19 protein-coding genes and 2 pseudogenes are annotated in these 16714 nt (G+C 68.2%); 7 read left to right on the top strand and 14 right to left on the bottom strand.

Annotation, left to right across the window (positions count from 1 at the left end; genetic code table 11):
- Positions 1–12 precede the first annotated feature (12 nt).
- Together U9J23_RS10365 and U9J23_RS10360 are read right to left on the bottom strand one after the other, a co-directional pair.
- Positions 13–765, bottom strand: coding sequence for a DUF3159 domain-containing protein (locus U9J23_RS10365; RefSeq protein WP_059381290.1), 753 nt, complete (start codon positions 763–765; stop codon positions 13–15).
- A 77-nt stretch (positions 766–842) separates the two neighbouring features.
- Positions 843–1217, bottom strand: a complete 375-nt coding sequence (locus U9J23_RS10360) for a DNA-binding protein (protein WP_059381289.1) — start codon at positions 1215–1217, stop codon at positions 843–845.
- Positions 1218–1400: 183 nt separating this feature from the next.
- Here U9J23_RS10360 and U9J23_RS10355 point away from each other — a divergent pair, with 183 nt between their 5' ends.
- Entirely contained in the window at positions 1401–2132 is a 732-nt protein-coding gene (locus tag U9J23_RS10355) for an alpha/beta hydrolase (RefSeq protein WP_326602897.1), read from the top strand.
- A gap of 12 nt (positions 2133–2144) precedes the next feature.
- On the opposite strand, the gene U9J23_RS10350 is transcribed toward U9J23_RS10355, so the two are convergent.
- Together U9J23_RS10350 and dut are read right to left on the bottom strand one after the other, a co-directional pair.
- On the bottom strand, positions 2145–3011 hold the full coding sequence (locus U9J23_RS10350; protein ID WP_085468055.1) for a DUF3710 domain-containing protein: 867 nt from the start codon (positions 3009–3011) through the stop codon (positions 2145–2147).
- 1 nt (position 3012) lies between these two features.
- Positions 3013–3483: a dUTP diphosphatase gene (dut, locus tag U9J23_RS10345; protein ID WP_059381286.1), complete on the bottom strand. Its 471-nt coding sequence runs from the start codon at positions 3481–3483 to the stop codon at positions 3013–3015.
- A 126-nt stretch (positions 3484–3609) separates the two neighbouring features.
- On the opposite strand from dut, the gene U9J23_RS10340 reads away from it, so the two are divergent.
- The gene (locus U9J23_RS10340; protein ID WP_059381285.1) at positions 3610–4062 is read left to right on the top strand and encodes a DUF3093 domain-containing protein; all 453 of its coding nucleotides are present in this window, start codon (positions 3610–3612) and stop codon (positions 4060–4062) included.
- 149 nt (positions 4063–4211) lie between these two features.
- Here U9J23_RS10340 and U9J23_RS10335 read toward each other — a convergent pair whose 3' ends face one another.
- Entirely contained in the window at positions 4212–4514 is a 303-nt protein-coding gene (locus tag U9J23_RS10335; RefSeq protein ID WP_006551346.1) for a DUF4193 domain-containing protein, read from the bottom strand.
- A 361-nt stretch (positions 4515–4875) separates the two neighbouring features.
- Here U9J23_RS10335 and cei point away from each other — a divergent pair, with 361 nt between their 5' ends.
- Positions 4876–5559 carry an envelope integrity protein Cei gene (gene cei, locus U9J23_RS10330; RefSeq protein ID WP_059381284.1) on the top strand — a complete coding sequence of 228 codons (684 nt, stop codon included), beginning with the start codon at positions 4876–4878 and terminating at the stop codon, positions 5557–5559.
- Between the two features lie 87 nt (positions 5560–5646).
- Here cei and U9J23_RS10325 read toward each other — a convergent pair whose 3' ends face one another.
- Positions 5647–6540, bottom strand: coding sequence for an inositol monophosphatase family protein (locus tag U9J23_RS10325; RefSeq protein WP_326602894.1), 894 nt, complete (start codon positions 6538–6540; stop codon positions 5647–5649).
- Between the two features lie 101 nt (positions 6541–6641).
- On the opposite strand from U9J23_RS10325, the gene ppgK reads away from it, so the two are divergent.
- Together ppgK and U9J23_RS10315 are read left to right on the top strand one after the other, a co-directional pair.
- Positions 6642–7427 carry a polyphosphate--glucose phosphotransferase gene (ppgK, locus tag U9J23_RS10320; protein ID WP_059381283.1) on the top strand — a complete coding sequence of 262 codons (786 nt, stop codon included), beginning with the start codon at positions 6642–6644 and terminating at the stop codon, positions 7425–7427.
- Between the two features lie 134 nt (positions 7428–7561).
- Positions 7562–8929, top strand: a complete 1368-nt coding sequence (locus U9J23_RS10315) for an RNA polymerase sigma factor (RefSeq protein ID WP_059381282.1) — start codon at positions 7562–7564, stop codon at positions 8927–8929.
- A gap of 85 nt (positions 8930–9014) precedes the next feature.
- Here U9J23_RS10315 and U9J23_RS10310 read toward each other — a convergent pair.
- From U9J23_RS10310 to U9J23_RS10285, 6 genes and pseudogenes are all read right to left on the bottom strand, one after another.
- A pseudogene (locus tag U9J23_RS10310) lies at positions 9015–9614 on the bottom strand (cation:proton antiporter); the annotation flags it as partial.
- A gap of 10 nt (positions 9615–9624) precedes the next feature.
- On the bottom strand, positions 9625–10644 hold the full coding sequence (locus U9J23_RS10305; RefSeq protein WP_442802289.1) for an IS3 family transposase: 1020 nt from the start codon (positions 10642–10644) through the stop codon (positions 9625–9627).
- A complete protein-coding gene (locus U9J23_RS10300) occupies positions 10641–11045 on the bottom strand; it encodes a hypothetical protein (RefSeq protein WP_326602573.1) in 405 nt (134 codons plus the stop codon). The genes U9J23_RS10305 and U9J23_RS10300 overlap by 4 nt, the downstream gene beginning before the upstream one ends.
- 103 nt (positions 11046–11148) lie before the next feature.
- A pseudogene (locus tag U9J23_RS10295) lies at positions 11149–11775 on the bottom strand (cation:proton antiporter); the annotation flags it as partial.
- 9 nt (positions 11776–11784) lie between these two features.
- Positions 11785–12267 carry a cation:proton antiporter regulatory subunit gene (locus tag U9J23_RS10290; protein ID WP_059381280.1) on the bottom strand — a complete coding sequence of 161 codons (483 nt, stop codon included), beginning with the start codon at positions 12265–12267 and terminating at the stop codon, positions 11785–11787.
- 9 nt (positions 12268–12276) lie between these two features.
- A complete protein-coding gene (locus U9J23_RS10285; protein WP_326602569.1) occupies positions 12277–12657 on the bottom strand; it encodes a DUF952 domain-containing protein in 381 nt (126 codons plus the stop codon).
- A gap of 258 nt (positions 12658–12915) precedes the next feature.
- Between U9J23_RS10285 and U9J23_RS10280 the strand changes: the two genes are divergently transcribed.
- Positions 12916–13110, top strand: coding sequence for a DUF7455 domain-containing protein (locus U9J23_RS10280; protein ID WP_006551338.1), 195 nt, complete (start codon positions 12916–12918; stop codon positions 13108–13110).
- A 75-nt stretch (positions 13111–13185) separates the two neighbouring features.
- Here the strand turns inward: U9J23_RS10280 and U9J23_RS10275 are convergent, their stop codons facing one another.
- Complete coding sequence (locus tag U9J23_RS10275) at positions 13186–14913, bottom strand: DEAD/DEAH box helicase (protein WP_272266499.1); 1728 nt, start codon at positions 14911–14913, stop codon at positions 13186–13188.
- Positions 14914–15124: 211 nt separating this feature from the next.
- On the opposite strand from U9J23_RS10275, the gene U9J23_RS10270 reads away from it, so the two are divergent.
- Complete coding sequence (locus U9J23_RS10270; RefSeq protein ID WP_272266498.1) at positions 15125–16435, top strand: YihY/virulence factor BrkB family protein; 1311 nt, start codon at positions 15125–15127, stop codon at positions 16433–16435.
- On the opposite strand, the gene U9J23_RS10265 is transcribed toward U9J23_RS10270, so the two are convergent.
- On the bottom strand, positions 16408–16644 hold the full coding sequence (locus U9J23_RS10265) for a DUF3039 domain-containing protein (RefSeq protein ID WP_006551335.1): 237 nt from the start codon (positions 16642–16644) through the stop codon (positions 16408–16410). The two genes, U9J23_RS10270 and U9J23_RS10265, sit on opposite strands and share 28 nt — an antisense overlap.
- Between the last annotated feature and the right edge of the window lie 70 nt (positions 16645–16714).

Here is a 16714-nt window from a genome sequence, read left to right as displayed (position 1 = left end):
AGCTTGTACCGACTAGTCGTGGAGTCTGTGCCGACCGGGGAATCGCTGCTCGTCGTGCGCGCCGTGTTCGTCGCGGGGTTTTTCGGACCGCGCCTCGTCCGCCCCAGGATCATCGGTAGGTGCGTCGTCGACCGATGCGTCGTCGGCCGTCGCCGCAGGCGGGGGTTCGACGATGCGGTCGGCGCGCCGGACCGCCCAGAGTGTCACGAGCAGGGCAAGCGCGGTCAGCGGCCAGCCCATACCGATCCGCGCCACCGCGAGCCAGCCGGTGCGGTCCTCGTCGTAGAGGTGGTTCTGCACGAGATAGCGGCCGAGGAAGACCAGGGTCCACGCGAGGGTCGCGACGTCGTATGCGCGTACCGCGGTGGGATGCGAGCGCCACCGCGATCCCTGGCCGTTGAGCATCCCCCAGATCACACCCACGAGCGGTCTGCGGACGAGCACGGACACCAGGAAAGCGCCCCCGTAGACCAGGCTCGCGTAGATCCCGAAGAGGAAATATCCCTTCGCGTCGCCGGTGCGATGAGCGATGAAGGCACACAGGGCGACACCGAAGAAGCCCGAGATCGCGGGCTGGATCGGGGTGCGCTGGATCAGACGCCATACGAGGACCGCGAGGGCGACGCCCAGCGCGGACCAGATGGCGACGGTGAGACCCCACAGGCTGTTGACGGGGACGAACACCAGCACCGGCAGCGTCGAATAGATCAACCCGCTGATCCCACCGAGTTGTTCGAGCATCGTCTGCTGGTTGGTGTCGCTCACTCCTACGAGCCTGCCACATCCGGCACAGGGGTACGAGACCCTGCATGCACCAGGGGTACCCCTCGCGCTCGCCAGGGTCAGGCGGGCTCGCGCAACTCGTAGTAGGGGTTGTAGATCACCTTGCGTCCGCCGCGCTCGCCGACACGACCGCGGACCGTCAACGTACGCCCGGGTTCGATCCCCGGGATGCGCCGACGACCGATCCACACGAGCTGGATCGAATCGGTGCCGTCGAAGAACTCCGCCTCGACGACGGCGGCAGCAGCACGCGAACACGACTCGACACTGCGAAGACGTCCGTACATGGTCACTTCCTGACCGCGGGCGCATTCGACGACGGGTAGGGCGCCCGTGGAGTGCGAGGATTCGGCCATCTCCTCGGCATCGAGTTCTTCGATGTCCTCGGTGAGCCGCCGTGTGAGCCGACGCAGGTAGCCGGCCGGGGAAGCCATAACACGCTCCTGTACGGAAGGGGCACGGATCACGTGCCACCGGACTCTTCTTCGACCGCCACTGTAGACGCATTCTCGCCGGATACAAGTTGCACGATGCACACAGGCGTGCAGCTGTCGTTCGTCCTGCTGTGCGGGCAGGTGAGCGCGGTCTCCGGGGCCCGATGGGGCAGGATCGTCCGCATGTCCCACAGCGCATCCCCGGTCACTCCGACCGCCGGCACCGCGGTCGTGCTTCCCGGCACGGGTTCGGACGCATGCTTCGCCGACAAGGCGTTCGGCGCCGAACTCCGACGGCGGGGCATCACCCCGATCGCCGTCGATCCGGATCCGCGAGGTGTGGTGGCGAGCTATCTCACCGCACTCGACGACGCGGCCGGAAACGGACCGATCCTCGTGGGAGGGGTGTCGATCGGAGCGGCCGTCGCCCTGAGGTGGGCATTCGACAATCCGGATCGGGTCGTCGGCGTCCTCGCGGCCCTACCTGCGTGGACCGGCGATCCGCGAGAGGCGCCGGCCGCCGCGAGCGCGCGGTGGACGGCCTCCGAGCTGCGCGAACACGGGCTCGCCGCGGTCACCGCTGCGATGACGGCATCGAGTCCGCCCTGGCTCGCACGGGAGTTGACGCGCTCGTGGAGCGCACAGTGGCCCGATCTCCCGTCCGCGCTGGACGAGGCCGCACAGTACCGAGCACTCGACGTCGAAGAACTGCGATCGGTGACCGTGCCGGTCGGTATCGCGGCCGCGGTGGACGACGCGGTCCATCCGCTCGAGGTGGGGCAGCAATGGGCGCGGGAGATCCCGCACGCGGAACTCGCGACGGTGACGCTCGGACAGGTCGGGGACGATCCCTCCGTGCTCGGGAGGCTGTGCCTCACCGCGCTCGACAGGATCGCCCCCGACCCGAAACGATGATCGGAATCGGCCTCAGAAGCCGAGTTGCTGCATCGCCGAACCGGATTCGCCCCGGCGCGGCGGCGGGCTCGGCTGGGTGGGCGGGACCTGCTGCTGCGTCGGTTGGGCGGGCTGCGCCGGCGGAGCCGTCCGCGGAGCGGGTTGCGCCGGAACCGCGCCCTGCTGCTGAGCGGCGCCCTGCTGCTGCTGTGCGGCGGCCTGTTGCTGCTGCGCCGCGACGAGCTGGCGGGTGAGTGCCTCGGGCAGCACGATCGGCAGCGGCGTACGGACCGGATGGGGCTCGGATCCGCGGCGGACGACGGTACCGGAGATCACCGACCGCGCGATCCGGACGAGTTCGGAGTCGGCTCCGGCGTTCCCGGATGGCGCCGCGACGACACAGCGGATCATCCAGCGGAAGCCGTCGACACCGATGAACCGGAGATCGGCGTTCGGAGTCCTGCCGTGGAGTTCACGCCCCCAGGGCCCCGATTCGATGCTGACCTCGGCGTTGTCGTTGCGCAGCGTCTCTGCGAGCTCGGCCGCGACCTCGCGCCACTGTCCCGGCGACTTCGGTGCGGCGTATGCGGAGACCGTGATGCGCCCGAACTGGGTCACAAGGTGGACGTTCTGCGGCGTCCCGTTCGGTGCCATCTCGACCTGGATCTGGCCACCGGCCGGCAGCGGGACGAGCACGGACCCCAGGTCCAGACGGGAATCGGTCACCGTCTCCTCGTCGACCTCGTCGATGTCGTACGGGCCGGAATCGGCCGCACTTCCGGTGGCGTATTCGTCGTAGTCCTCGTCGGAGGGCCCGTCGTACGCGCCGAGGTCGCCGGCGGATGCCGCGTCGGTCGTCTCGACGTTCGACCCGCGGTCCTTGCGGCGTCGTCCGAACATGTCAGGAACCCTCCTTCACGAGGCCGGCGTGCCCGCCGCTCGATCCGTATCCGCCGCTGCCCCGCGCGGTGTCGTCGAGCTCGTCCACTTCGACGAAGTCGACGAGTTCGACACGCTGGACGAGCAGCTGCGCGATGCGGTCGCCTCGGCGGAGTTCGACGGCGCGCTCGGTGTCGTGGTTGATCAGGCACACCTTGATCTCTCCACGGTAGCCCGCGTCGACCGTCCCGGGAGTGTTCACGACGGACAGGCCGAACTTGGCGGCGAGGCCCGAACGGGGGTGGATCAGGCCGACCGTGCCCACGGGCAGCGCGACAGCGATGCCGGTGCCGACGAGCGCCCGCTCCCCCGGGGCAAGGGTCACGTCGACCGACGTGCACAGGTCCACACCGGCATCACCGGGGTGGGCACGAGTGGGCACGGGGAGCTCCGGATCGAGCCGGCGCAGCGGTATCGGGGGAAGATCGGTCACGTCGTCCGAGACTACTCGCGTGCCGGGCCGCCCCACCGAGGCGACTATCCTTACGGTGTGTCCCGTTCCTCGCGCACCTCACCGACTACCCCTCCGACGGCCGACGCTCCGACCTTCTCGGAGCGGATGTGGGTGCCGTGGTGGTGGTGGCCGATCGGGCTCGGTGTGGCCGCTCTGCTCGCGGCCGAGCTGCACATGGGCGCCCCGGGGATGTACGCGTGGCTGCCCTACGTCCTTCTGCTCCCCGTCCCGATCTGGGTCCTGACCTGGCTCTCACGCAGCCGGGTCGAGGTGGTCGGCGGCGAACTCGTCGTCGGTCGCGCACATCTGCCCGTCGACGTGATCTCGCGGGGTGTGGTGGTTCCGGCATCGGCCAAGAGCGCCGCGATGGGACGCCAGCTCGATCCGGCAGCGTTCGTCCAGCACCGTCCCTGGGTGCGGACCATGGCACTCGTCGTGCTCGACGACCCGGAGGATCCGACTCCCTACTGGCTGGTGAGCACGCGGCGGCCTGCCGAACTGCTCGCGGCGCTGGGTTGCGACGAGTCGGGCCGCAAGGACGGCCGGACCGACAGGTAGGTAGGACCCCGGATACAACCGTGCCCCGGGTGCCGGGACAGCACAGGCTGCCGCGGCGCCGGGGCACGCACGAGGGAGACGCGGGTGACCACGGCGCACCGTCGTCACCCCGCCTCGTTTCGCACGTGGGTCCTCACGCTGCCCTATGCCTACGCGGCGCAGTCCCTGCAGATCATGACTCCGTTCTCCTCGCTCGCGAGCCTGCTCCGGTGATGCACCAGGAAACAGCTCGAGCAGGTGAACTCGTCGGCCTGCTTCGGGACGACACGCACCGACAGTTCTTCTCCGGACAGATCCGCCCCGGGCAACTCGAAGGACTCGGCGGTATCCGATTCGTCGACGTCCACCACCGCGGACTGGGCCTCGTTGCGCCGGGCCTTCAGTTCCTCGAGTGAATCCTCCGACACATCGTCGCTGTCGGTCCGCCGGGGTGCGTCGTAGTCAGTCGCCATTTCCTCTTACCTTCTAGTACTCGTACCGGTAGCCGGCCGGGACACGGACGGTGCTCCCGGCCAGGGCAACGCACGGCCGTCCGTTGGAGTTCCCGACGGGTGTGTCACTGCTGTGGCATACCCGAATTCACTCTGTTTTCGCGCCGCACCGTCCCTTCTTGGACGGTTCGGCCGCCGAACAATAGCCGACCGCACGCACGAATATGCAATCGATGCGCGGAAACGCCGGAAATTGTCTGGCAATCGTCATCAACAACACAACGACTCGTGACATTTCCTCGGGTCGGCGGTTCCACCGACCACGTCCGCGACCTCTACAGTGAGTGCGACGAACACGGCATGACACGAGAGGCAGGGCCGCGTGGTTTCCCTGATCACCGAAGGAAGCGCAACCGATGACCGCGGCCGCCCGTTCCGTCGGCGCCGGATGGTTCCGGCCGCCGTGGCGGGTGCCGTCCTCGCCGCCGCCACCATCGTCGTGTGGACCTCCGTGTTCACCTCGTCCGAGCCCGTCACGACCACCGTGGCATGCAACGCTCCCCCGACCGAGGCCACCGATCCCGAAGGCCCGCAACCGGCGCCGCTCGGCGAGGTCGTGGACCGATCGACGCTGCTCGAGGTCGAACCCGCTCCCCTGGCGGCCACCCGGGTCCGGGTCTACAACGCCAACGGCGAACGCGGCCAGGCGACACATGTGGCCGCGCAACTGAGCGATTACGGTTTCTCGAGCCCGCCCGACGTGCAGGCCGGCAACGATCCGGTCTACGTCGACCAGAACATGCAGTGCCAGGGGCAGATCCGCTTCGGCGAGGCCGGGCGCGCGGCCGCATCCTCGGTGTGGTTGCTCGCCCCGTGCGCCGAACTGGTGCAGGACACACGCGAGGACGACACGGTCGATCTCGCGCTGGGGACCTACTTCCGGGACATCTCTCCCGGGGCCGACGCCGAGGAGGTCCTGCGGGCGCTGCGCGAGGTCCCGGTGGGCGAGCAGACGGCTCCGCTCGACCTCGATCTGCTCACGGCCGCACGCAATGCCCGCTGCTGAATCCGTATTCACAGACCGTGCATCCTGTTTTTCGTCACTATTGCGGTAAAAGGTGACGAACGGTAATTCCCCGATGCGACGAATCGGTCAATTCGGAATTGCGTCGAGCGCTCCGATTTCGGCGAGCAGAGTTTCGAAATCGGCGGCGATCCCCGGCGCGGCCGCGACCGTGAGCTCCCCGTCGTCCCCGGTGCCGCTCGGGACACGCACCACCGCACCGGCTTCCGCGGCGACGAGTGCCCCCGCCGCCCAGTCCCAGGGACCGAGTCCGTGTTCGTAGTGGGCGTCGACCCTGCCGGCCGCGACCATGCACAGGTCCAGGGCGGCCGCTCCTACCCGCCGGATGTCACGCACCCTCGGTAGCAACGCCGCCACCAGCTGCCCCTGACGCGCGCGCCGTGCCGGTGAGTACGAGAAGCCGGTCGCCACGAGCGCCAGTCGCGGATCCGTCACGGGATTGCATCTCAACGGCACCCGCGTGCCGTCGAGGTCCAGATGGGCACCGAGGCCCTCTGCCGCCGAGAACGTCTCCCCCGATGCGATGTCGACGACGGCACCGGCCACCGAGCGCCCGTCGACCCGTGCGGCCACCGAGACCGCCGAGGCAGGGAGTCCGTAGACGAAGTTGACCGTGCCGTCGATGGGATCGACCACCCAGACGACGCCGCCCGCGGCCGCCGACGTCCCGTGGTCGCTCCCAGTCTCCTCACCGAGGAAGGCGTCGCCCGGCCGCAGTTCCGCGAGCCGGCGCCGGATGAGTTCCTCGCTCTCGGTGTCGGCGGCGGTGACGGGATCGGTCGCCGTCGATTTCGTCCCGACACGGGCGGCCTCCCCCGAGCCCGGAGGACCGAACAGTTCGACCCGGCGTGCACGGACGTAGGACGCGGCCTCACGTGCGACGGTCACCGCCACGTCCCTCAGTTCGGACAACTCGGGTTCGGGGAGTGTTCTCTGTGCGTGCACGAACCGATCCGAACACAGTGCCGACGGTTTCGCCACCGACCCCGCACCCGGCGACACCGGGCATTATCGTTTCCACACGAGCGGAGCAGCCGGCCCCACCCAGCGAGAGGAAGTACGCAATGGCACAGGACGTCCCCACGGACCGATCGACTCCCGCCAACCACGGATTCGGAGTCGACATCGGGGGAAGTGGCGTCAAGGGTGCCGTGGTGGATCTCGACACGGGTCGTCTGGTCGGCGACCGGATCAAGATCCTCACTCCGCAACCGTCCACTCCCGAGGCCGTGGCGACGACGGTGGCGCAGATCGTCGAGCAGGCCGGCTGGACGGGTCCCGTCGGCGTGACGTTGCCGAGCGTGGTCACCGGAGGCGTCGCCCGCACCGCCGCCAACATCGACAAGTCGTGGATCGGCACCGACGCCGGGTCCCTCTTCTCGCGGGTGCTCGGCGGTCGGGACGTCTCGGTGCTCAACGACGCGGACGCCGCGGGGATCGCCGAGGACCGCTTCGGTGCCGCCAAGGACACCGACGGCGTGGTCATCCTCCTGACCTTCGGCACCGGGATCGGTTCGGCCGTGCTGCACAACGGTGTACTGCTGCCCAACACCGAGTTCGGGCACATGGAGGTCGACGGCAAGGAAGCCGAACACCGCGCCGCCTCGTCGGTCAAGGAACGCAACGACCTGTCGTACAAGCAGTGGGCAAAGGAGGTCTCCCGTGTCCTCACCCGCTTCGAGGCTCTGCTCTGGCCCGACCTGTTCATCGCCGGCGGCGGCATCAGCCGCAAGCACGAGAAGTGGATCCCGCACCTGACCAACCGCACCCCGGTGGTCCCCGCCGAACTGCGCAACGCGGCGGGAATCGTAGGGGCTGCATATGCTGCGAAAACAGGTGTCACTCCCTGAGTCCGGCGCATCGGCCGCCCGAGGGATCGTTACAATGGTCCCCAGCAGGCCGGAACCGGCCCTCATCCCGACAGACCTCTCCGCCGGAATCACTCTGGCGCGACGCCGCACTACCTCGTCACGAAAGGGCGTACGTGGCAGCCACCGACATCCACACCGCTGATTCCGCCAACGAATCGGCACCCGCTGCGGGCGCTTCGAGCGTCGCAGGCGCTGCGGACTCCGCGGAGGGCACCGCTCCCGGTGCCAAGCCGCCGGCGAAGAAGACCGCTGCGAAGAAGGCCCCCGCGAAGAAGGCAGCCGCCAAGAAGGCTCCTGCGAAGAAGGCAGCCAAGAAGACCACCGCGAAGAAGGCAGCAAAGAAGGCCACGAAGGCTGCAGGTTCGGGCGACGAGGACTTCGACGCCACCGAGGAAGCGGACCTCGCAGACCTCGAGGTCTCGGAGGGTGATCTCGCCGGCGCCGAGGATGTCGCGGTCGAGGACGAGCCCAGCGAGAAGGACAAGGCCTCGGGCGACTTCGTCTGGGACGAGGAGGAGTCCGAAGCGTTGCGTCAGGCACGCAAGGACGCCGAGCTCACCGCCTCGGCCGACTCCGTGCGCGCCTACCTCAAGCAGATCGGCAAGGTCGCCCTCCTCAACGCCGAGGAGGAGGTCGAGCTCGCCAAGCGCATCGAGGCCGGTCTGTACGCGACCCACATGCTGCAGCAGCTGGCGGAGAAGGGCGAGAAGCTCCCCGTCGCCCAGCGCCGCGATCTGAACTGGATCTGCCGCGACGGCAACCGGGCCAAGAACCACCTGCTCGAGGCGAACCTCCGCCTCGTCGTCTCGCTCGCCAAGCGCTACACCGGCCGCGGTATGGCGTTCCTGGACCTGATCCAGGAAGGCAACCTCGGTCTGATCCGCGCGGTCGAGAAGTTCGACTACACCAAGGGTTACAAGTTCTCCACCTACGCGACCTGGTGGATCCGTCAGGCCATCACCCGCGCCATGGCCGACCAGGCCCGCACCATCCGTATCCCGGTGCACATGGTCGAGGTCATCAACAAGCTCGGCCGTATCCAGCGCGAGCTGCTCCAGGATCTGGGCCGCGAGCCCACGCCCGAGGAGCTCGCCAAGGAAATGGACATCACGCCGGAGAAGGTGCTGGAGATCCAGCAGTACGCGCGTGAACCCATCTCGCTCGACCAGACGATCGGCGACGAGGGCGACAGCCAGCTCGGCGACTTCATCGAGGACTCCGAGGCCGTCGTGGCCGTCGACGCCGTCTCCTTCACCCTGCTGCAGGATCAGTTGCAGTCGGTGCTCGAGACCCTGTCCGAGCGCGAAGCGGGCGTCGTGCGTCTGCGCTTCGGCCTCACCGACGGCCAGCCGCGCACCCTCGACGAGATCGGTCAGGTCTACGGCGTGACGCGCGAGCGCATCCGCCAGATCGAGTCGAAGACCATGTCGAAGCTGCGCCACCCCTCGCGGTCGCAGGTACTGCGCGACTACCTCGACTGACATCCTTCACGGACGAACGAGGGCCATCCGATCGGGTGGCCCTCGTTCCTCGTTCCGGGCCCGGGGGTTCCGGGCACGGGGGGCGCTAGAGAAGTTCCGGTTCGTCTCCTGGAAGACGTTGTCGTCCCTCGCGTCCGGGGAGCCGGGCGGACGCGAACCGCATCACCGGTTCGACGACCCGCGCGGCTACCGGACCGAGCACCGCGGTGATCATCACGTATGCCGACGCGATCGCCGCGAGGCGACTGTCGACGTGGCCGGAGGCGACGGCCAGCCCGGCGATCACGATGGAGAACTCGCCCCGGGCGATGAGTGCCGCGCCGGCGCGCGCCCGCCCCATCACGGCGATACCGTGCTGGGCCGCCGCGATCCATCCGGTGACGAGCTTCGTCAGCGCCGTCAGTACAGCCAGCAGGATCGCCCAGCCGAGCACCGGCGGTATCGCCGTCGGATCGGTGTTCAGTCCGAAGAAGACGAAGAAGATGGCGGCGAACAGATCGCGGAGCGGTTCGAGGACCCGGACCGCGTTGTGTGCCGTCGAACCGGAGATGGCGATGCCCAGCAGGAACGCGCCCACGGCCGCGGACACCTGCAGGGCCGACGCGATCCCCGCCACCAACAGCGCCGCGCCGAGCAGCTTGAGCAACAGGGTTTCCCGGTCGGGACTGTCGAGTACGACCGAGACGCGGAAGTTGTCAACCTGTCTGAGACAGATCGTGGTTGATGTTGATTCCTGTCAGCTGCGGTAGGTCCGGTGCTCTGGGCCTGCGACGGAACCGGTGCGGGTGCTCGCGCCAGACCTTGTCGAGGTGGGCCTGCCGGGCGCGGCGCTCCTCGGTGGCGGTGCCCAACAGCACCGACACCGGGGTGTGCCGACCCAACCCGCTGTGCCGGTGTTCGAGGGCGTAGCGGGTGAAGAACTCCTCGGTCCATGCCCGGGCATGGTCGATGCTGTCGAACCGCTCCGGACACGACAGGTCGTACTTGATCGTCTTGAACAACGACTCCGAGAACGGATTGTCGTCACTGACCCGCGGTCGCGAGAACGACGCCAGCACACCGGCGGTGTCCAAGGCATCGAGCATCCGATGCGCGCGCATCGACGCCCCGTTGTCCGCATGCAGCACCGCCGGAGCACCGAAGTCGGCGAATGCCTCGGTGAACATCTGCACGGCCAGAGCAGTGGTCTCGGCATACTCGATCCGCCAGGCCACCGGGAACCGGGAGAACACATCGATCGCCAGATACAACCGGTACAGGTCCTGCTTGCCGGGCCCGTGCAAACTGGTGACATCCCAGGACCACAGCCGGCCCACCGCCGTGGCGGCGACAACCGGTCTGCGACGCGAGGTCCCGCCACCGCCGGAGCGGCGCCGCCGTCGATCGCCGGTCAGATTCTCCGCCCGCGCCACCCGATAGAAGGTGCGCTGCGAACAGTCGATCCGGCCGTCGTCGAATCCGCGCCAGTAGATCTGCACCACCGACAGATCCGCATGCGCCTCGTCGAGGAGCAGATCGACGATCCGCCGGCGTTCGTCGCCGGTCAACGCCGCGGGCTGACGGCGCTGCCGGTGCGGGATCGGTGCGGCGGCCGGGCGGTAGTGCCGGTAACCGCGGTCGAGCCGGTAGTAACTCGACCGCGCCAATCCCACCAGCGCGCACGCCCGGGCCACCGCCATGCCGGTGGTGTGCAAGCCGGTGATCGTCGCGGTCAGGACATGTTGTTGCGTCCGAGCCAGCGCAGGTATTCGTCGGCGCTCATCAACGCCGTCGGGACCGAGGACGGGTCGTCGATCGAGGTCTTGTTGATCCCCTGCAAGAGCTCGAATGCTTTTCCCGGGATGTCCTGGGCGGCTTCTGCTTGAGCGACTTTCGCTTCGAGCTGCTCGACCTTCTTGCGGAGCATCCCGAGCTCTGCCCGTTCCTGGCTGTTCATCCGCGCCTTCGACCTCTCCGCCGCTTTGAGCATCGCTTGGGAGAAGTGTCCCTCATCGCGGGCGCGCACCCAGGCACGAACGGTATTCGGATCCAGGTTGTGTTCACGCAGCAACCTGATCTTGGCTCCGCGTTCGACGCACTGATCCCACTGACGCACGATGTCGTACTTGAACGCCATCGTGAACGATCGTCGCCCTTGCGGACCTCGACCGACGGAGTTGTCGACCATTGCAGTCTCCGATCCCCACATCGATTGCCAGGTATCTCACGAACAGCCTGGCAACCAACGGGACGTAGCGCCCGTATCGCACCACCAGCACCAGCACCACGGTGACGACACCGAGCGAGATCGCGACGGCTTCGAGGCCGCCGAGCAGACTCACGCCCGCCAGGATCGCCGTGAGGACCGGGAGGTAGACGGCCATCGCGAGATCCTCGAAGACGAGGATCGACAGGACGACCGGTGTCTCGCGGTTGCCGAGGCGCCCCAGATCGGCGAGGACCTTCGCCACGATCCCGGACGACGAGATGTAGGTCACACCCGCGAGCACGAAGGCTCCGATGGGTCCGAGACCCAGGATCAACGCGACGGCGGCTCCCGGCACCGCGTTCAGAGCGAGGTCGATCAGGCCTCCGATCCGGGAGCGCCGCAGACCGCTGATCAACTCGTTCGCCGTGTACTCGAGACCGAGCAGCAACAGCAGCAGGACCACGCCGATCTCGCTGGCGATGTGACTGAACGCCCCGATGTCGCCGAGCTGGATGAAGCCACCGTTGCCGAAGCACAGGCCGCCGATCAGATAGAACGGGATCGGCGACATGCCGATCCGCGCCGCGAGCCGGCCGAGGACGCCGAGTCCGAAGAACACCGCACCCAGTTCGATGAGTGCGAGTGTCGTGGTGTCCATACCGCCGGATCAGCCGTTGCGCAGGATCCTGGCGGCAGCGTCGAGGCCGTCCGCCGTGCCGACCGCCACCAGGATGTCCCCGCCTGTGAGAACGAAGTCGGGTGTCGGGGACGGCATGACCTGGCCGGCACGCATCACCGCCACGACTGATACGCCGGTGCGGGTGCGCAGTGCGGTGTCGCCCAGGACCGCTCCGTCGAAGCGGGAGTCCTCGTGGATGTGGAGTTGGCGGGTGAGGATCCCGGGCAGGTCGCGGTGGTCCTCACGTAACTGGGCGACGAGCTGTGGGGCGCCGAGCAGATTGCTGAGCGTCGCCGCCTCCTCGACGGTGAGAGGGAGGGAGGCCGCACACGCGTCGGGGTCGTCCGCCTTCGAGATGATGAGGTCGCTGTGACCGTCCCGGTGGGTGATCACCCCGATGCGGCGCCCGGAGGCCAGTTCGAAGTCCTTGCGTACACCGATCCCGGGCAGCGGCGTCACGTCGACGATCATGCCGAAAGACTAGTCCTCCGGCCCGACCGCGTCCGGTCGCTCCCGGTCGAGGGGTGCGAACCGACCGTCCGGCCCCGGCAGGTAGGGCGTCACCTCCACCACGGCGTCGACGGGCAGCGGCCCGTAGAGATGGGGGAAGCGCATGGACTCCGGGTCCTCCGGCACGCCGGGTTCGAAACGGAGCGGGTCGACGAGACGCGTCGGATCGACATGCAACAGGAGCAGATCCGTACGGCCTGAGTACAAGCGGTCGGCGGGCAGGTGCACCTGGTGCGGCGTGGAGAGGTGGACGAAACCCTGGGTCCCGAGGGACTCCGGTGCGACCGCCCCGAGGGGTCGGAAGTGGTCCCACTCGTCGCGGGAGATGATGTGCAGCAGGGTCTCGGTCATGGCGTCATTGTGCGTCGGACGGCCTCTCCGGGGCGTTCCGGGCACCCTCGGGCTCTGCGCTGTGAGCGAACACACGGTGCGGAAAACGGCCATGTCGCAGCGTTTTCGCTGTTCGATGCGTGAAACACGCCACCATTGGGCATCCAGGGGAACAACACGTGAATACGAATCGTCTGTCAGAGTAGATCCACCGCGCCGGCCGGTGCGGCGGACCAGACCCCGGCACCCGATATGAGCGGTGGCCAGTTTGGAGGAGTCATGCCCGGTACGTTGACCAGCCCGAAGTTGACCGCTGCAGATCGCTGCGATCGGTGCAATGCCGCCGCTCGTGTCCGCGCCGTCCTTCCGACCGGCGGAGAACTGTTGTTCTGCGGGCACCACGCGAACGAGCACACCGACCGCCTCCGTGAACTCGGAGCGACGATCGTGAGCGAGTCCGACGCCACCGTGTGATCCGCCGTCCGGAACCACGGTTCCGAGACCCGACCGAACGGGCGACCACCTCGAGGTGGTCGCCCGTTCTCGTCGTCACCAGCTGCGCAGGATCGCGATCCGATCGCGCAGTTGCTCGGCGGTCGCCATCGCCGTCGGCGGACCACCGCACTGGCGACGTAGTTCGCCGTGGATCACCCCGTGCGGCTTCCTGGTCCGGTGGTGCACGACCGCGACGAGCGAGTTGAGTTCGCGGCGGAGCTGGGCGAGGGTGTCGGCGGTCTCGACCCGCTCGGTCACCTGGGGCGGCGGAGTGGGTGCCGGTGCGGCCTTGGGCTTGTTCAGCTGCTGTTCCTGACGCTGACGCAGCAGCGCCCGCATCTGTTCCGCGTCGAGCAGACCGGGGAGCCCCAGATAGTCGGCCTCTTCGTCGGAACCGGCGAATGTCGCGGTGCCGAACGAGGATCCGTCGTAGATGACCTGATCGAGTTCGGCGTCCGCCCCGAGCGAGTGGTAGGCCTTCTCGTCCTCGCCGGGCTCGTCCTTGCGCCGGTTCGCGTCGGCGAGCAACTCGTCGTCGAAGCCCTCCTTGACCCGGTGCGGCTTGCCGAGGATGTGGTCGCGCTGGGCCTCGAGCTGGCTGGCGAGTTCGAGCAGCACCGGCACGGACGGCAGGAAGACGCTGGCGGTCTCCCCCTTGCGCCGCGACCGCACGAAGCGGCCGATCGCCTGCGCGAAGAACAACGGGGTCGAGGCGCTGGTCGCGTACACGCCCACCGCCAGTCGCGGGACGTCGACGCCCTCGGACACCATGCGCACGGCGACCATCCACCTCTGGTTGCCCTCGCTGAACTGCGAGATGCGGTCGGACGCGGTGGGATCGTCCGAGAGCACGACGGTCGGCATCTCGCCGGTGATCGCCTCGAGGATCTTCGCGTACGCCCGGGCGGTGGTCTGGTCTGTGGCGATGACGAGTCCACCGGCGTCCGGCATGCCGCCGGCACGCAGCTGCTGCAGTCTGGTGTTCGCCGCCCCCAGCACCGCGGGAATCCAGTCGCCCTGGGGGTCGAGGGCAGTCCGCCACGCCCGAGCCGTCTGCTCGGCGCTGAGAGGCTCTCCCAGCCGGGCGGTGAACTCCTCCCCCGCACTCGTGCGCCAGCGCGCCTCGCCCGAGTACGCGAGGAACACGACGGGGCGCACGACGCCGTCGGCGAGCGCGTCGGCGTAGCCGTAGGCGTGGTCGGCCTTGGACTGCAACAGACCGTCCTCGTTCGGCTCGTAGCTCACGAACGGGATCGCACTGTCGTCGCTGCGGAAGGGCGTACCGGTCAGCGCCAGACGACGGGTCGCGTCCCCGAACGCTTCGAGAATGCCCTCACCCCAGCTCTTCGCGTCGCCACCGTGGTGGATCTCGTCGAGGATCACCAGGGTGCGACGCGCCTCCGTGCGCACGCGGTGTTTGAACGGATGCGAGGCGACCTGCGCGTAGGTGACCACGACGCCCTGGTAGTCGCTCGACGTCTGCCCGGTGGAGTTCGTGAAGTTCGAGTCGAGCGCGATGCCGATGCGGGCAGCGGCACCCGCCCACTGATGCTTGAGGTGCTCGGTGGGGGCGACGACCGTGATCTGGTCGACCGTCCGGTCGCGCAGCAGCTCCGACGCCACCCGGAGGGCGAAGGTCGTCTTACCGGCGCCGGGGGTCGCGACGGCGAGGAAGTCGCGCGGCTTCGTCGCGAGGTACTTGGTGAGGGCGCGGCGCTGCCAGGCACGCAGCTGGGCCACAGGGGCGGAGGTCGTAGCTTGTCCGACGGTTTCGGTGCTCACCGGTTTCTCGTGCTCCTTGTCCGCTTCGCTCGGGTCGGTCCCACCGCACTCGTCCGGGCGCCGACCGTCATGCAGCCTATCGTCTCGGAGCCCGCGAACCCGCCGAAGCCGCGGCGTCGGCGGGTTCTCCGAGGACTGCGTGGCAGAATTCGAGAGGCCCTCACCTGCCTGTGCGCGCACGCGAGCGTGTCATCAGGAATTCTGGAAGTAGATGAACGACACACCACGATCCCCCGCCCAGGCATCCTCCGGCCGCGTTCGCCGCGCGGTCGGAAAGGGCTGGAAGGTCGTCACCCACACCCTGTCGTCCGCCTGGGACCACTCGATCTTCAGCAAGGCGGCGACCGCGGCCTTCTGGCAGACCCTCTCGCTACCGCCGTTGGTGCTCGGTCTGCTCGGCAGCCTCGGGTACGTCGGTGGCTGGTTCGGTCCCGACACGGTGGAGATCATCACGTCGAAGACCGTCACCTTCCTCCGCTCGGTCTTCAGCGACAGCGTGGTCGACCAGATCATCGAGCCTACCGTCGAGGACGTCCTCCGGCGGGGGCGCGCCGACGTGATGTCGTTGGGCTTCGTGTTGTCGCTGTGGGCAGGATCGTCGGCGATCTCGACGTTCGTGGACTCCATCGTCGAAGCGCACCACCAGCAGGACCATCGTCACCCCGTGTGGCAGCGGATCTTCGGGCTGCTCCTCTACGTGGTCTTCCTGATCCTGGCGGTGTTCACGATGCCCCTCGTCGCGCTCGGACCCACCCTGATCGGCAGGTTGCTGCCCGACGCCTGGTTCGATGTCGGCTCACGGATCATCGACACCTTCTACTTCCCCGCGGTGGGCCTGCTCCTGCTGATCGGGCTGACGACCCTCTACAAGGTGGCGCTGCCCAAGTCGCTGCCGTGGCACCGACTGCTCGGTGGCGCGGTCCTGGCCGGGGTGTTCTTCCTCGCGTCGAGCGTGATCCTGAGGTGGTACCTGACGTGGGTCGCCGCCACGGGCTACACCTACGGCGCACTCGCCGCACCGATCGCGTTCCTGCTGTTCACGTTCTTCCTGGGTTTCGCCGTGGTCCTCGGAGCCGAGTTCAACGCCACGGTGCAGGAGTTCTGGCCGGCGCGCGCCACACGTCTGGAGCAGTGGCGGATCTGGCTCGCCGAGCAGTCGGCACGTGATCCGTCGCCCGACAGCGGGCCGGTGACGAACCTCACCCGCCGGTTGACGGGCTCCACGACCATCCGTCTGTCCGACCTGATCCGGCCCGGCGATCGCCAACCCGAGTCGTGGCCCATCGACGGGAAGCCCGCCGAGTCGGAGGCGGCATCCCACGACGACACGACACCACCCGACGACACGGCCTCGTGCGACGAGAAGGCCGGGCACGACGACAAGGCCGGGGGATCCGAAGTTCCCCCGGCCGAGACCGAACTTCCGCCGGTGGAGACGCTTCCGCCGGAATCACCCGACGCCGCGGCGGACGACGGGGTGTTCCACCAGGTGTCTCAGTCGCCCTTGCGCAAACCGTCGTAGACTTTCTTGCATTCGGGGCACACCGGCGAGCCGGGCTTCGGCGACCGGGTCACCGGAAAGACCTCACCGCACAGCGCGACCACATGGGTACCCATGACCGCACTCTCGGCGATCTTGTTCTTCTTCACGTAGTGGAAGAACTTCGGGGTGTCGTCGTCGGTCGTTTCGTCGGTGGTGGTATCCGGCCGTTCCTTGATATCCGTGCTCACGTGTCCATGATGCCGCACGGAAGGGCCGGATGCGTATGTGCGTGCGACGGCCCGGCGTGGGAAGGTGGAA

It is taken from the genome of Rhodococcus sp. PD04, from assembly GCF_035918275.1.
GTDB classification, from domain to species: domain Bacteria; phylum Actinomycetota; class Actinomycetes; order Mycobacteriales; family Mycobacteriaceae; genus Rhodococcus; species Rhodococcus rhodochrous.
This window is presented reverse-complemented; position numbering and strand designations above follow the sequence as displayed.